The organism is Neorhizobium sp. S3-V5DH (assembly GCF_004343065.1).
Classification (GTDB): domain Bacteria; phylum Pseudomonadota; class Alphaproteobacteria; order Rhizobiales; family Rhizobiaceae; genus Neorhizobium; species Neorhizobium huautlense.
This window is the reverse complement of sequence record NZ_SMCL01000022.1, coordinates 39,404-53,630: the sequence shown is the minus strand read 5'-3', so window position 1 is coordinate 53,630 and position 14,227 is coordinate 39,404. Positions and strand designations below refer to the sequence as shown.

Sequence of the window (14,227 nt, the reverse complement as noted above, 5' to 3'; positions counted from 1 at the left end):
AGTTAAGCGCGCGCTTCCAGAAGATCAAGAAGTTCGCGCATCCGTCGGCGGGATTTCAACACCAGGACAGGCTTCCCGCCCGCATGTTGTTCCAGCCCGGCGAGAACCCTCGGCGCGAATTCCCTCTCCCAGGTCCAGACAAACCGGAAAAACTCCCAATCCATTCTTTCCGGGCAGCCGGGCGCCATTTCCGGCCGAGTGCGTCCGATATATTTAAGCCAGCGGCTGAGGATACCCCAGACATTGACGGCACGCGGCATTCGCACCCAGATAACGATATCGCTTCGCGGAACGCGAATATCGAAGGTGGAGGTGCTGGTGCCATCCATGATCCAGCGCTCCTGCCGGATAAGCTCTTCGATGATCCGCCGCTGCTCACTTCCCTCCCGCTGAACCCAACCCGGCAGCCAAAGCACGTCCCGATCGTTGGAAATATAAGTAAGCGCAAACCGCTGGGCGATCTGCTGCGCCAGGGTCGATTTGCCGCCGCCCGAACAGCCGACGACCAGGATTCTCTCCGCATGGCGGATTTCATCGGCGGCTTCCGAGATTCCGACACAGCGAACCCCGGCTGGACCGGATTTGATATCCATCATGATCTCCCGACAACCGGATGTCAGGCGGCCACAGCCGCTCAACACAGCCCAAACAAATGCTGGTTAACGGAATTTAATGTGCTAATGCCAATTCAATTTGGTGCATTGCCGCAATCGCGGGTAAAATAAACACATCAGGTGACCCACTGGCGTAATCGGACGAAGCATACATGGACGATTTTTCTCAGATGATAAAGCTGCTGGAATCCGCAAAGCAGCTCGCCGACATGAACGAGCTACCCATGCTTGCCTATCTGATCGAAATGGCAAAAGGCGAAGCGCGCGGTCAGCGCTTCACGCTGCGGGGAAGACGGCGCGGCCAGAGCAAGAGCGAAAAGGTCGAGGCGGCAGAATAGCTCGGACGCCGCCTATTCGGCGGCAGCCAGAAGCTTCTTTTCGCGGGCAGCCTTCAGCCGCGCGAAATCGTCGCCGGCATGGTGCGAGGACCGGGTCAGCGGGCTCGACGACACCATCAGGAAGCCCTTGGTATAGGCGACGGTCTCGTAGGACTTGAATTCGTCCGGGGTTACGAAGCTCATCACCTTGTGATGCTTGCGGGTCGGCTGCAGATATTGGCCAATGGTCAGGAAATCCACATCCGCAGTTCTGAGATCGTCCATCAGTTGTAGCACTTCGTTGCGTTCCTCCCCGAGGCCTACCATGATGCCCGACTTGGTGAACATGGTCGGGTCGAGTTCCTTGACCCGCTGCAGCAGGCGGATGGAGTGGAAGTAACGGGCCCCGGGGCGGACCGTCAGATAGTTGCCGGCTACGGTTTCGAGATTGTGGTTGAAGACATCGGGCTTGGCGGCCACGACGCGTTCCAGAGCCCCGGGCTTCTTGAGGAAGTCCGGTGTCAGGATTTCGATAGTCGTCATCGGGGATGCGGCGCGGATCGCCCAGATCACCTTCTCGAAATGTTCGGCGCCGCCATCTTCCAGATCGTCGCGATCGACCGAGGTGATGACGACGTGGCTGAGCCCCATCTGCTTCACCGCCTTGGCGACGTTTTCCGGCTCGTCCATGTCAAGCGCGTTCGGCTTGCCGGTCGCCACGTTGCAGAAGGCGCAGGCGCGCGTACAGATCTCGCCCATGATCATGAAGGTGGCGTGCTTCTTGTCCCAGCATTCGCCGATATTCGGGCAGCCGGCCTCCTCGCAGACAGTGACGAGCTTGTTTTCCTTCACGATCGAGCGCGTTTCCGCGTAGCCTTTGGATACCGGCGCCTTCACGCGAATCCACTCGGGCTTGCGCATCACCTCCGTATCAGGACGATGTGCCTTTTCCGGATGGCGGACGCGCTTCTCTTCGTCGAGAGTGGTCCTGTCGAGGATGGTGACCATAAAAACCTGCTTTCAACCGCGACCGTCGCGGAATGTCGTCAGCGTCTGACGAGTTTGGCAACGAATAGCAAAATGCAGGAGCCCACGAAACCCTGCACCAGGTAACCCAGCCATCCGCCTGCGACATGGATGTTGGCGCTCTGGAAGATGGCATTGGCGAGCAAGGCGCCGACAATGCCGATGATGATGTTCATCAAGACGCCGAAGCGGAGATCCATCAAAATGCCGGCGAGCCAACCCGCCAGGCCACCAATGATGATCGCTGCAATCCAACCCACACCCATATGAATAGCCCCGTTTTAAAAAGATGTTCCAGAGATATGGGCGGCTGCGCGCCCTTTCGCAATGCCGGGAATGTCAGGCGTTCAGCGCCCGGCCGTAGGCGTCGAGCACGCTTTCCTTCATCGTTTCGGAAATGGTCGGATGCGGGAAGATCGTGTGCATCAGTTCTTCTTCCGTCGTCTCCAGGTTCATGGCAACAACGAAACCCTGAATGAGTTCGGTCACTTCCGCGCCGACCATATGCGCACCGAGGAGTTCGCCGGTCTTCTTGTCGAAGATCGTTTTTACCAGCCCCTGATCCTCGCCGAGAGCGATCGCCTTGCCATTGGCCACGAAGGGGAAACGGCCGACGCGGATGTCGCGGCCCTCGGCCTTCGCCTTGGCTTCCGTCAGACCGACGGAGGCGACCTGGGGGTTGCAATAGGTGCATCCGGGGATTTTCTGCTTGTCCATCGGATGGACGTTCGGCAGGCCGGCAATCTTTTCCACGCAGATGACCGCCTCGTGTTCCGCCTTGTGAGCGAGCAGAGGAGGACCCGCGACGTCGCCGATGGCGTAGATGCCCGGCACGTTGGTCTTGCCGTAGCCGTCGATGACGATGAAACCGCGGTCGGTCTTGACGCCGACCGCCTCGAGGCCGATGCCCTCGATATTGGCCTGCACGCCGACGGCGGAGATCATCCGGTCGGCCGTGATCTTCTCGACCGATCCGTCCTTCTTCTCGACATGGGCGGTGATCGAGTTTGCGCCCTTCTCCACCTTGGCGACTTTCGCCTCCAGATGGATCTTCATGCCCTGGCGCTCGAACTGCTTCTTGGCGACGGCGGAGATCTCCGCGTCTTCGACCGGCATGACCTGGCTCATGATCTCGACGACTGTGACGTCCACGCCCATGGTACGGTAGAAGCTCGCGAACTCGATGCCGATCGCGCCCGAGCCCATGACGAGTAGTGATTTGGGCATTTCCTCGGGCTTCATCGCCTCGAAATAGGTCCAGATCAGCTTGCTGTCAGGCTCGATGCCCGGAAGCGCGCGCGGACGGGCGCCGGTGGCGATGATGATGTGCTTGGCGGTATAGGTTCCCTCGCCGAGCGTATTTTTCGGCACCGGTCCGACCGGCTCGACCGGCTTCTTGGTGGGCTTGCCGACGACGACTTCGCCGGGCTTGGTGACCTTTGCCTCGCCCCAGATGATATCGACCTTGTTCTTCTTGAACAGAAAGCCGACGCCGTTGTTCATGCGATGCGCAATGCCGCGCGAACGGGCGACGATCGCCTTGACGTCCGGCTTGATCGTGCCTTCGAGCGTCAGGCCGTAATCCTTGGCGTGGCTCGCGGTGTGCATGACATCTGCGGAACGCAGGAGCGCTTTGGTCGGGATACAGCCCCAATTGGAGCAGATGCCGGCGAGATGTTCGCGCTCGACGACTGCAACCTTCATGCCGAGCTGGCTTGCGCGGATGGCGGCGATATACCCCCCTGGACCGGAGCCGATAACGATGACGTCGTAGGATTGAGCCATTGCTTTCCTGCCTTTTCATTGGGCGGCCAGCCTGACGCGACCCGCCTTTTGGAATTTTCTCTAGAGCCCAAGCATCATCCGGACGATCGGCTCGAGGCCGCGTCCGATCGCACGGGTATTTTCCGCAGTCAGATGTACGCCGTCGATCGGCGTCGTCTTGGCGACCGAGCCGGCATCGAAGAACCCGCAGCCGAGCTCGTCGGCCAGATCCCGATAGAGCGACGCGAGCATGGCGGACTGCTCGATGCCACCCCGGAAGATCGCCGAAAACACCGGATCGGCGGTTTCACAAAGCGGCGGCGGCGAGACGACCAGGATTTCCGGCACCTCGTATTCGAAGGAATAGTCGTGCCGGCGGATCAGCCCGACCAGCCGCTGGATGCCGGCACGCGCCGCATGCGCCGTCCCGGCGATCATGGGCTTCATGTCGTTGGTGCCGAGCATGACGATCACCAGATCGAGCGGCATGTGGGTATGCAGCACGGTCGGCAGGTTCTTCACGCCGTTGCGGTCGCAATCGGCGAGATGATCGTCATAACCCGTCGTGCGGCCATTCAGGCCTTCGGCAATCACCGTCACCTCAGGCCCGAGCGCCGTCTGAAGGACGCTCGACCAGCGGTCCTCAAAGGCATGCCGGCCCGGTCCTTCCGGGTCATAACCCCAGGTGAGTGAATCGCCGAAGCAGAGAACGGTCTTCACGACGACGCCCTCCCGCTCAGACGAGCATCGCCATCGGGTTTTCGATGTAGCGCTTGAACGCGGAAGCCAGTTCCGCACCAAGCGCGCCATCGATGACGCGGTGGTCGAAGGCGAAGGTTGCCGTCATCACCGTGCCCACCTCTATCTTGCCGTTCCTGACGACCGGCTTTTCGACGCCGGCGCCGATCGAGACGATCGAGGCCTGCGGCAGGTTGACGATCGAGGTGAATGAGGAGACGCCAAACATGCCGAGGTTGGAGACCGAGGTCGTACCGCCCTGGTATTCTTCCGGCTTCAGCTTCTTGTCGCGGGCCCGCTTGGCAAGATCCTTCACCTCGTTGGAGATGACGGAGAGCGTCTTTGTTTCCGCCTTGCGGACGATCGGGGTGATCAGACCGTCCGGGATCGAGACGGCGACGCCGACGTCGGAGTGCTTGTGCAGCACGCGGGCCGTCGACGTCCAGGAGGCGTTCGCCATCGGGACTTCGCGCAGCGCCAGCGCCATCGCCTTGATGATGAAGTCGTTGACGGAAAGCTTGAAGGCCGGGACCTCACCCTTCTCCGTCTTCTTCACCGGTGCCGATGCGTTGATCTCGGCGCGCAGCTTCAAAAGCGCGTCAATCTCGCAATCCATCGAGACGGTGTAGGACGGAACCGTCTGGGTCGACTCCGTCAAGCGCGCGGCGATCGTCTTGCGCATGCCGTCATGCGGCAGAAGCTCGTAGGAGCCTTCCGGGAAAAGCTTGAGCGTTGCATCATCCGACGGACCTTTGGCCATTGCCGGAGCTGCGGCGCCGGCAGGTGCTGCCTGCGGGGCTGCGGCCGGAGCAGCCTTGCCGGTGCCCGAGGCGACAGCCTTCTCGATATCGGACTTCACGACACGGCCGTGGGGGCCGGAGCCGGAAACTGCCGAGAGATCGAGACCGGCTTCCTTTGCGAGACGGCGGGCGAGCGGCGAAGAGAAGGGGCGAGCACCGGAAGCAGCCGGTGCCGGTGCAGCAGCGGCCGGAGCCGGCTCGGCAGCTTTTTGTGCCGGAGCCGCTTCCGCCTTGGGAGCAGGCGCAGCCTCGGCCTTCGGCGCAGGGGCAGCAGCCCCGCCCCCGGACGACGCAGCCGCCGACACGTCCTCGCCTTCGCCGGCGAGGATCGCGATGAGCGCGTTTACCTTGACCGCCTCGGTACCCGCCGGCACGACGATCTTGGCGACGGTGCCTTCATCGACGGCTTCCACTTCCATGGTCGCCTTGTCGGTTTCGATCTCGGCGATCACATCGCCGGACTTGACCTTGTCGCCTTCCTTGACGAGCCACTTGGAAAGATTGCCCTCTTCCATGGTCGGCGAAAGGGCAGGCATGGTGATGTTGATCGGCATCGAGACATCCTCCCCTTATTTGTAGCAGACGGTCTTCACCGCCTGGACGACCTCGCCGACATTCGGCAAGGCGAGCTTTTCGAGGTTCGACGCATAGGGCATCGGAACATCCTTGCCGGCGATCGTCAGGATCGGCGCATCAAGATAATCGAAGGCCTGCTGCATGACGCGGGTGGCGATTTCGGTGCCGACCGACGACTGCGGATAACCCTCTTCCACGGTAACGAGTCGACCGGTCTTCTTGACCGATTCGATCACCGTCGGCAGATCCATGGGCCGGATGGTGCGAAGGTCGATAAGCTCGACATCGATGCCTTCCTTGGAAAGCTCTTCTACCGCCTTCACCGCATAGGTCATGCCGATACCGAAGGAAACGACGGTGGCGTCCCTGCCCTGCTTGTGGATGCGCGCCTTGCCGATCGGCAGGACGAAGTCATCGAGCTTCGGCACTTCGAAGGACTGGCCGTAGAGGATTTCGTTTTCCAGGAAGATGACCGGGTTCGGATCGCGGATAGCCGCCTTCAACAGACCCTTGGCGTCGGCAGCCGTGTAAGGCATGACGACCTTGAGGCCCGGGATCTGGCTGTACCAGGCCGCGTAATCCTGGCTGTGCTGGGCCGCAACGCGGGCAGCCGCGCCGTTCGGGCCGCGGAAGACGATCGGAGCGCCCATCTGACCGCCGGACATGTAAAGCGTCTTGGCGGCAGAGTTGATGATCTGGTCGATCGCCTGCATGGCGAAGTTGAAGGTCATGAACTCGACGATCGGCTTCAGGCCGGCCATGGCCGCACCGACGCCGACGCCGGCAAAGCCGTGCTCGGTGATGGGCGTATCGACGACGCGGCGTGGGCCGAATTCCTGGAGCAGCCCTTGCGTGATCTTGTAGGCGCCCTGGTATTCGGCAACCTCTTCACCCATTACAAAAACGTCTTCATCGCGGCGCATTTCTTCGGCCATGGCGTCGCGCAGCGCTTCGCGCACGGTCGTCATCACCATTTCCGTGCCGGCCGGAATATCCGGGTCGGAGGCGACGTCCACCTTCGGCTGGGCCGGGACCTTGCTGTCAGCGGCAGCCGTCGGCTCTTCCGTCGATTGACGGGCCTTGCCCCCAGCGGCGTCGGACGCCGCAGCGGGCGTGTCCGCATCAGCCTTTGGCGCGGCCGGCGCGGAAGAACCGATGGAATCGGCGCTTTCGCCTTCGGCAAGGAGCACGGCTATCTTGGTGTTGACCTTGACGTTCTCGGTGCCGGCCGGAACCAGCAGCTTGCCGATCACGCCTTCATCGACAGCTTCCACTTCCATGGTCGCCTTGTCGGTCTCGATTTCGGCGATAACGTCGCCGGAGGTGACCTTGTCACCTTCCTGTTTCAGCCATTTGCTGAGCGTGCCTTCCTCCATGGTCGGGGAAAGGGCGGGCATAAGGATGTCGATAGGCATAAGGTTCCCTCCCCTCGATCAGAGCAGAATGTCGGTATAGAGCTCGGACACATCCGGCTCCGGATCGGCCTGGGCGAAATCGGCGGAATCGGCCACGATATCGCGCACGTCCTTGTCGATCGCCTTTAACTCGTCCTCGCTTGCCCAGCCCTTTTCAAGAAGGCGGGCCCGTACCTGTTCGATCGGATCATGCTCGGAGCGCATCTTCTGCACTTCGTCCTTGGAGCGATACTTCGCCGGGTCGGACATCGAGTGACCGCGATAGCGGTAGGTCAGCATTTCGAGGATGATCGGACCCTTGCCGGCGCGGCAATAGGCGACAGCCTCGTCCGCTGCCGCCTTGACGGCGCGCACGTCCATGCCGTCCACCTGATAGCCCGGAATACCAAAGGAGGCACCGCGCTGGGAGAAATCGGTCTGAGCCGAGGCGCGGGCAACGGAGGTTCCCATGGCGTAGCGGTTGTTCTCGATCACGTAGACGACCGGCAGCTTCCAGAGATTGGCCATGTTGAAGCTTTCATAGACCTGCCCCTGGTTTGCCGCACCGTCGCCGAAATAGGCAGTCGAGACATTGTCGTTGCCGCGATATTTGTTGGCGAAGGCGAGACCGGTACCGAGCGACACTTGCGCGCCGACGATGCCGTGGCCGCCGTAGAACTGCTTTTCCTTGGAGAACATGTGCATGGAGCCGCCCTTCCCCTTGGAATAGCCGCCCCTACGCCCGGTCAGTTCCGCCATGACGCCGCGCGCGCTCATGCCAGTCGCCAGCATGTGACCGTGGTCACGATAACCGGTGATGACCTGGTCCCCTTCCTTCAGCGCCATCTGCATGCCGACAACGACAGCTTCCTGGCCGATATAGAGGTGACAGAAACCGCCGATGAAGCCCATACCGTAAAGCTGGCCGGCCTTTTCCTCGAAACGGCGGATCAGCAGCATATCGCGATAGGCGGCAAGCTCCTGGCCCTTGTCGAACTCGGCGAAAATGCCGCCGTTGAAATCTTTCCTGGCTGGCTTGGAGCTGGTTTTGGTAGCAGACCTTGCCGCGGATTTGCGGCCGGATACAGACGCGGTTTTAGTCGGCGCCATTCATCCCTCCCTCTGTGCTGCGTTTTAGAACGGAACAGATGCCGAGACTTACGCCGCCCGGAATCCCATTCTGGTTTCGGGGCGTACCATAGGGAAGAAACCGCGCCCCAGCAATGCCATAAATGCATGGCTCACATTCCGTACAACCCACTGAAAAGATTGACGAAAGATAAAATTAACCGAATATTGGTTAATTCAGAAGTAGTTATTGAAGATGACGATCTCGTCCGGGCGCGAGACATTGAGCTGATAACGAGCGATTTCGTCCAGCATATCCTTTTCCAGCGAACCATCACTCATGAGCCGCACCTGGCGCTCGAGTGCCTCCCGTCTCGCGGTCAGTTTTGCGAGCTCTTCCGCACGCGCCTGCCGCTGACGTTCGAATTCCTCCGTGGCGATCAGCCCGAGATCACCATGCACGGAATGATAGCCGAAGTATGAAAGAAAGGCGACGGTAATGGCGGGAAGGACGAAACGGCCAAATTTTCTTTTTTTATGATGCTTGGTCCACATGCCGTTCAACGCCTTGCCACACTTGCCGGATCACGCGAACGATCCGAAACAGAAGGTAAAATTCGCAGAACTTGCTTAAGCAATCGTTTCCATTGCCGCGACGCAAAAAGCCCGCGCTTTCGGCGCGGGCTCTATAGACACATAAATGGAGCTGGTTCAGCCCTTCAGGACGGAGCGGCCGGCATAGGCGGCCTGCGGACCCAGCATTTCCTCGATGCGGATAAGCTGGTTGTACTTGGCAAGCCGATCCGAACGCGAAAGCGAGCCTGTCTTGATCTGACCGCAATTGGTGGCGACGGCAAGATCCGCGATCGTCGAATCTTCCGTCTCGCCGGAGCGATGCGACATGACGGCGGTGTAGTTTGCCTTATGCGCCGTTTCGACCGCATCCAGCGTTTCCGACAGCGAGCCGATCTGATTGACCTTCACCAGGATGGAATTTGCCACGCCCATCTTGATGCCGTCGCGAAGGCGCGCGGAATTGGTGACGAAGAGGTCGTCTCCGACGAGTTGGACCTTGGAGCCGATCTTGTCCGTCAGGGACTTCCAGCCATCCCAATCGTCTTCAGCCATGCCGTCTTCGATCGAGATGATCGGATACTTCGCCGCAAGCTCGGCGAGGTAATCCGCCATGGCTTCCGGCTCCAGCGTACGACCCTCGCCTTCCATCTCGTATTTGCCGTTCTTGAAGAATTCCGTCGAAGCGCAATCGAGCGCAAGGCAGACGTCGTCGCCCGGCTTGTAGCCTGCCTTCTCGACCGACTTCATGATGAAATCGAGAGCTTCCGGAGCGCTTTTCAGCCCCGGCGCAAAGCCGCCTTCGTCGCCGACATTGGTGTTGTGGCCCTGGGCCGCGAGTTCCTTCTTGAGAACATGGAAGATCTCAGATCCCATGCGCACGGCATCACGCAGCGTGTCAGCGCCGACCGGCATGATCATGAATTCCTGGAAGTCGATCGGGTTGTCGGCATGTGCACCGCCATTGATGATGTTCATCATCGGCACGGGAAGCACATGCGCATTCGGGCCGCCGACATAACGGTAGAGCGGCAGGCCGGTGGTTTCGGCCGCAGCCCTGGCGACGGCAAGCGATACGCCGAGAATGGCATTGGCGCCGAGGCGCGACTTGTTCGGCGTGCCATCGAGAGCGATCATCGTCTTGTCGATGTGGATCTGGCTCTCCGCATCGAAACCGCCGATCGCGTCGAAGATCTCTGTATTGACGGCTTCCACAGCCTTCTCGACACCCTTGCCGTGGTAACGCTTTCCGCCGTCACGCAGTTCAACTGCCTCATGCGCGCCGGTCGAGGCGCCCGACGGGACGGCCGCACGGCCAAAAGAACCGTCTTCGAGATGGACATCCACTTCGACGGTGGGGTTGCCGCGGCTGTCGAGGATTTCACGGGCGATGATATCGGTGATGGCGGTCATGGCTCTTCCTGCTGTGGTGGTTTGGTGGGACCTGTCTTAATGGAAGGCGTGCAAAATACAATCCGCGGACTGGCTCCTAGCGAAAGAGCGGTATCGGAAAAATATGTCATGGTTTTGAAGGCTGCCGGCTGGACAATCGTGATCATCAGCAAAGTCGACCTTATTTCGGAATTAACTATTGTATTTTACGGTTAATGGAAGATGAGGCAAGTATAGGCCGACGGAACACGCCGCACACAAGCCATCCTCGTCTAGATTTATTTGAAGGCAATTCATGCGGGCGATGGCCGCCCAGAGGGCTCTGTGGGGGAGCAACGATGAGACTCAATATCGCACGCAGCCTGGCAATCTTTGCCGCGGTGGTCACTACTGGACTTGTCATTTCGATCGGCATTCAAAATCACGCGTTCAACAAGCTTCGCGTCAACGGCGAGGTCTACCGGCAGATCATCTACGGCAAGGATCTCGTCGCCGATATCCTGCCGCCACCTCTCTATCTGGTGGAAAGTTACATGCTGGCGCTCGAGGCGGTCCAGAGACCAGCTGCCGCCAAACCCAATCTCGAACGTATTGCGGCCGTCCTGAAGCCGGCCTACGCGGACCGCCGGAAATACTGGCAGGAAACGGCGCTCAGTGCGGACCTCAAGCAGAAGCTTCTCGCGGACGTGCTTGTGAAAGGCGACGACTTCTGGAAGACGATGAAAGACGAGCTCTCGCCCGCAATCCTCGCCGGCAATACGCCAGTCGTCGGCGCCGCCTTCGAGAAGCTCGCCACGCAGTTTCATGTGCATGAAGCGGCGGTCAACGAGCTCGTGGAGATGGCGAACGTCTTCCTCGCGGATGCGGAGAAGGATGCGACCGAACAGACGCAGCTTCTTTCATCGATCACGCTTGCCGCAGCTGCCGCTTCCGTGCTTCTGCTGGTCGGAGGGCTCTATCTCTTCCGCCGCCGCGCCATCGTGCCGCTGTCTGTAATGCGCGACTACATGACAGTGCTGGCAGGCGGCGACTATTCGCGGGACGTGCCCTTCAGCGGCCGCGGGGACGAGATCGGCGAGATGGCGCAGGCCGTCACGATCTTCCGCCAATCGGGACAGGAGCGCGACAATATCCGGCTGCGGCAGGAAGCCGACCGGCAGGCGCAGGCCGAACGGGATCTGGCGCTGGCGAAGGACAAGGCGAGCGAAGAGGCCGAAAGAGAGAGCGTCATTTCGCATCTTCGGGCCGGCCTCTCCCGACTGTCGCAGGGCGACCTGACGGTGCAGATAGATCATCCTTTCCAGGCGGCCTATGAGGAGTTGCGGGAGGAATTCAACTCCAGCATCCGCACACTCTATTCCGTCATGCAGGAAATTTCCGGGGTAACGGAAACCGTGCGGACCGGTTCGGGCGTGATCGCTAACGGCACCGACGACCTGGCGCAGCGCACTGAGCATCAGGCAGCATCGTTGGAACAGGCCGCCTCGGCGCTCGACCAGATTACCGCCACCATGAGAAATGCGACGGCAAGAGCGCAAGAGGCGAATACCATGATGACGGCCGCTCAGCAGGGTGCCGCCCATTCTGCGGGTGTCGTGCGGGATGCCGTGGTGGCGATGGAGCAGATCGAGGCCTCCTCCACCCAGATCAGCAGCATCATAAACGTGATCGACGAGATCGCATTTCAGACGAATCTGCTAGCGCTCAACGCAGGTGTCGAGGCTGCGCGTGCCGGCGAAGCCGGCAAGGGTTTTGCGGTCGTCGCGCAGGAAGTCCGCGATCTCGCCGGGCGCTCGGCCAATCTTGCCCATGAAATCAAGCGGCTGATCGAAACCTCCGCGAGCCAGGTGGCGGCGGGGGTGTCACTCGTAAACCGCACCGGCGAGGCGCTGGGCGACATCGACGGCCAGGTCGCCAAGGTCACCGACCTCATCGGCTCGATCATGCGGGCCTCCTCGGAACAGTCGACGGCACTCCAGGAAGTCAATACCGCGATCAACCGTATGGACACGGTAACCCAGCAGAACGCTGCAATGGTGGAAGAAACAAGTGCTGCGTGCCATGAACTCGGCGAAGAGGCGGCCAAGCTCAACCGCCTTCTATCCCGCTTCAAGCTTCAGTCCACGACAGCCGGAAGTCACCGGCCGGCGACAGGCCTTCAAAAGGCTGGCTGAGAAATTTCTCAAGCCGCCTTTGCGATGGCGTCGAAGGCGAGAAGCTTTTCGAGCAGCCTCGGCATATCCTTCAGGTGCACCATGTTGGGGCCGTCGGAGGGAGCATTGTCGGGATCCTGATGGGTCTCGACAAAAAGACCGGCAATGCCGACCGCAACAGCCGCGCGCGCCAAAGTCTCCACGAATTCCCGCTGGCCTCCCGTGGAGCCTCCCTGCCCGCCCGGCTGCTGAACCGAATGGGTGGCATCGAACACAACCGGCGAACCCATGGCCGCCATGATCGGCAGCGACCGCATGTCCGAAACGAGCGTATTGTAGCCGAAGGAAGCGCCGCGCTCGCACAGCAGCACGTTCGGATTGCCGCTCTGGGTGAACTTGGCAAGCACGTTCTTCATGTCCCAGGGGGCGAGAAACTGGCCCTTTTTGACGTTGATGACGCGGCCGGTCCTCGCGGCGGCGACAAGCAAATCCGTCTGGCGGCAGAGGAAGGCCGGTATCTGCAGTATGTCCACAGTGCCTGCGACCATCGCACATTGTTCTTCGGTGTGGATGTCGGTCAGAACGGGGAACCCGAATTCCTTCTTCAGATCGGCGAAGATTTCCATGGCGTTTTCCAGCCCGATGCCGCGCTTTCCCGAAATCGAGGTGCGGTTTGCCTTGTCGAAGGACGACTTGTAGACGAGGCCGATGCCGAGCTTGCCGCAGAGTTCCTGGAGCGTGCCGGCGATCATGAAGGCATGGTCGCGGCTCTCCATCTGGCAGGGACCGGCGATCAAGGACAGGCGCGCATCCTGTGCAAAAACCACCTGGCCCTTTCCTTCGCCGACTAGGACGCGTGGATTGGCAGAAACTTCCATAAATCTATTCCTCGAAGCCGAACAAAACACCCTGGCCGGGTGCCGCCTGGACCAGAACGCGGCCTTCGCGGCGGACGAATGCCACGTCATTAGCAGCAAGGATGATCTCTGTCACGGCAAGATCGGCCGTCTTGAAGATGACGGCTCGGCCGTGCAAACCATCTGCACCAGCGACCGGCGGGAGCGCAAATTCCGCCTCCAGATCATCATTTCCCAAAATGCGAATCCGCGCGTTTGCGGCGGCCAATTTCAGAAAACCGGGCTCCACCTCCCCCCGGGCCATCAACACTTCCTCGACCAGAGGGGCGAAGTCGGACGGCGCTTGAGCGGACAGGATGACCTCGCTCAAACCGACAACCGTATTGGCGTGCCGCTCCAATTCGCCTCGGTCGGACGGCAGCGGAGCAAGGCGCTGAACGGAGAACAGGAAAAATTCGGGCGCCCGGTCATCGCCTGCAAATGCCAGCCGAAAGCTCGCCTCTGTCTCGGAACCGTCAGGCATCCTTACCGTGCGCGAAAACTCCAGAATGTCGCCGGCGGAAATTCCGCGCAGCCTGAACCGGGCATGATCGGCGACGGCATCCTGCGACGCGACGACCAGGGCAGAAAGCCCCTGCCTGTTGCGCCCTTTTCGAAAGGCGAGATCGCGCGCGGTAAAGACATTGCCCCGCTTGGCGGCAGCGCTCGCGTGACGGCGGTTGGTGATCGCCAGTGGCTCCAGATAGGTACCATCCGAGAAGAACACACAAGCATTGGCAGTGCCGAAAGGATGAAATGCATCCGGTGCGACAGTAAATCCGAGATCGGAGAGCCGCGAACGCGCGAACGCAAGGTCCGCCACCGGCAGTACGAGATGATCGATCGATCTTGCGTTCAAGCGAGGCCCCCAGGAATTTCAGAATCGCAAAGCTAAAATGGCAGCGGGCACGCCGTG

The 14,227-nt window shown here is 60.5% G+C and carries 14 protein-coding genes; 2 read left to right on the top strand and 12 right to left on the bottom strand.

Translation table 11 applies throughout. The features are described from left to right. Window positions 1-2: 2 nt before the first annotated feature. On the bottom strand, window positions 3-596 hold the full coding sequence (locus tag EDE09_RS22985) for an AAA family ATPase (protein ID WP_112798274.1): 594 nt from the start codon (window positions 594-596) through the stop codon (window positions 3-5). A gap of 170 nt (window positions 597-766) precedes the next feature. Between EDE09_RS22985 and EDE09_RS22980 the strand changes: the two genes are divergently transcribed. Then, a complete protein-coding gene (locus EDE09_RS22980; protein ID WP_105372534.1) occupies window positions 767-952 on the top strand; it encodes a hypothetical protein in 186 nt (61 codons plus the stop codon). A 12-nt stretch (window positions 953-964) separates the two neighbouring features. On the opposite strand, the gene lipA is transcribed toward EDE09_RS22980, so the two are convergent. The 9 genes from lipA to eno form a co-directional block, all read right to left on the bottom strand. Next, window positions 965-1,939 carry a lipoyl synthase gene (gene lipA / locus EDE09_RS22975; protein WP_105372533.1) on the bottom strand — a complete coding sequence of 325 codons (975 nt, stop codon included), beginning with the start codon at window positions 1,937-1,939 and terminating at the stop codon, window positions 965-967. A 38-nt stretch (window positions 1,940-1,977) separates the two neighbouring features. After that, window positions 1,978-2,223 carry a GlsB/YeaQ/YmgE family stress response membrane protein gene (locus EDE09_RS22970; protein WP_112798276.1) on the bottom strand — a complete coding sequence of 82 codons (246 nt, stop codon included), beginning with the start codon at window positions 2,221-2,223 and terminating at the stop codon, window positions 1,978-1,980. 73 nt (window positions 2,224-2,296) lie between these two features. Next, a complete protein-coding gene (gene lpdA / locus EDE09_RS22965; RefSeq protein ID WP_112798278.1) occupies window positions 2,297-3,742 on the bottom strand; it encodes a dihydrolipoyl dehydrogenase in 1,446 nt (481 codons plus the stop codon). Window positions 3,743-3,802: 60 nt separating this feature from the next. Further along, complete coding sequence (locus tag EDE09_RS22960; RefSeq protein WP_112798280.1) at window positions 3,803-4,441, bottom strand: SGNH/GDSL hydrolase family protein; 639 nt, start codon at window positions 4,439-4,441, stop codon at window positions 3,803-3,805. Between the two features lie 16 nt (window positions 4,442-4,457). Continuing rightward, complete coding sequence (locus EDE09_RS22955; protein WP_112798282.1) at window positions 4,458-5,813, bottom strand: pyruvate dehydrogenase complex dihydrolipoamide acetyltransferase; 1,356 nt, start codon at window positions 5,811-5,813, stop codon at window positions 4,458-4,460. A gap of 15 nt (window positions 5,814-5,828) precedes the next feature. After that, window positions 5,829-7,250, bottom strand: a complete 1,422-nt coding sequence (locus EDE09_RS22950; RefSeq protein WP_112798285.1) for a pyruvate dehydrogenase complex E1 component subunit beta — start codon at window positions 7,248-7,250, stop codon at window positions 5,829-5,831. Window positions 7,251-7,268: 18 nt separating this feature from the next. Further along, window positions 7,269-8,339, bottom strand: a complete 1,071-nt coding sequence (gene pdhA, locus EDE09_RS22945; protein WP_105372527.1) for a pyruvate dehydrogenase (acetyl-transferring) E1 component subunit alpha — start codon at window positions 8,337-8,339, stop codon at window positions 7,269-7,271. Window positions 8,340-8,534: 195 nt separating this feature from the next. Further along, window positions 8,535-8,852: a septum formation initiator family protein gene (locus tag EDE09_RS22940; protein WP_105372526.1), complete on the bottom strand. Its 318-nt coding sequence runs from the start codon at window positions 8,850-8,852 to the stop codon at window positions 8,535-8,537. A 156-nt stretch (window positions 8,853-9,008) separates the two neighbouring features. Continuing rightward, window positions 9,009-10,283 carry a phosphopyruvate hydratase gene (eno, locus tag EDE09_RS22935; RefSeq protein WP_112798288.1) on the bottom strand — a complete coding sequence of 425 codons (1,275 nt, stop codon included), beginning with the start codon at window positions 10,281-10,283 and terminating at the stop codon, window positions 9,009-9,011. 317 nt (window positions 10,284-10,600) lie between these two features. Here eno and EDE09_RS22930 point away from each other — a divergent pair, with 317 nt between their 5' ends. Further along, a complete protein-coding gene (locus EDE09_RS22930; protein ID WP_112798290.1) occupies window positions 10,601-12,436 on the top strand; it encodes a methyl-accepting chemotaxis protein in 1,836 nt (611 codons plus the stop codon). 8 nt (window positions 12,437-12,444) lie between these two features. On the opposite strand, the gene kdsA is transcribed toward EDE09_RS22930, so the two are convergent. Together kdsA and EDE09_RS22920 are read right to left on the bottom strand one after the other, a co-directional pair. Further along, entirely contained in the window at window positions 12,445-13,293 is an 849-nt protein-coding gene (kdsA, locus tag EDE09_RS22925; RefSeq protein ID WP_112798292.1) for a 3-deoxy-8-phosphooctulonate synthase, read from the bottom strand. A 4-nt stretch (window positions 13,294-13,297) separates the two neighbouring features. Further along, window positions 13,298-14,170 carry a VOC family protein gene (locus EDE09_RS22920; protein ID WP_112798294.1) on the bottom strand — a complete coding sequence of 291 codons (873 nt, stop codon included), beginning with the start codon at window positions 14,168-14,170 and terminating at the stop codon, window positions 13,298-13,300. Window positions 14,171-14,227: the final 57 nt, after the last annotated feature.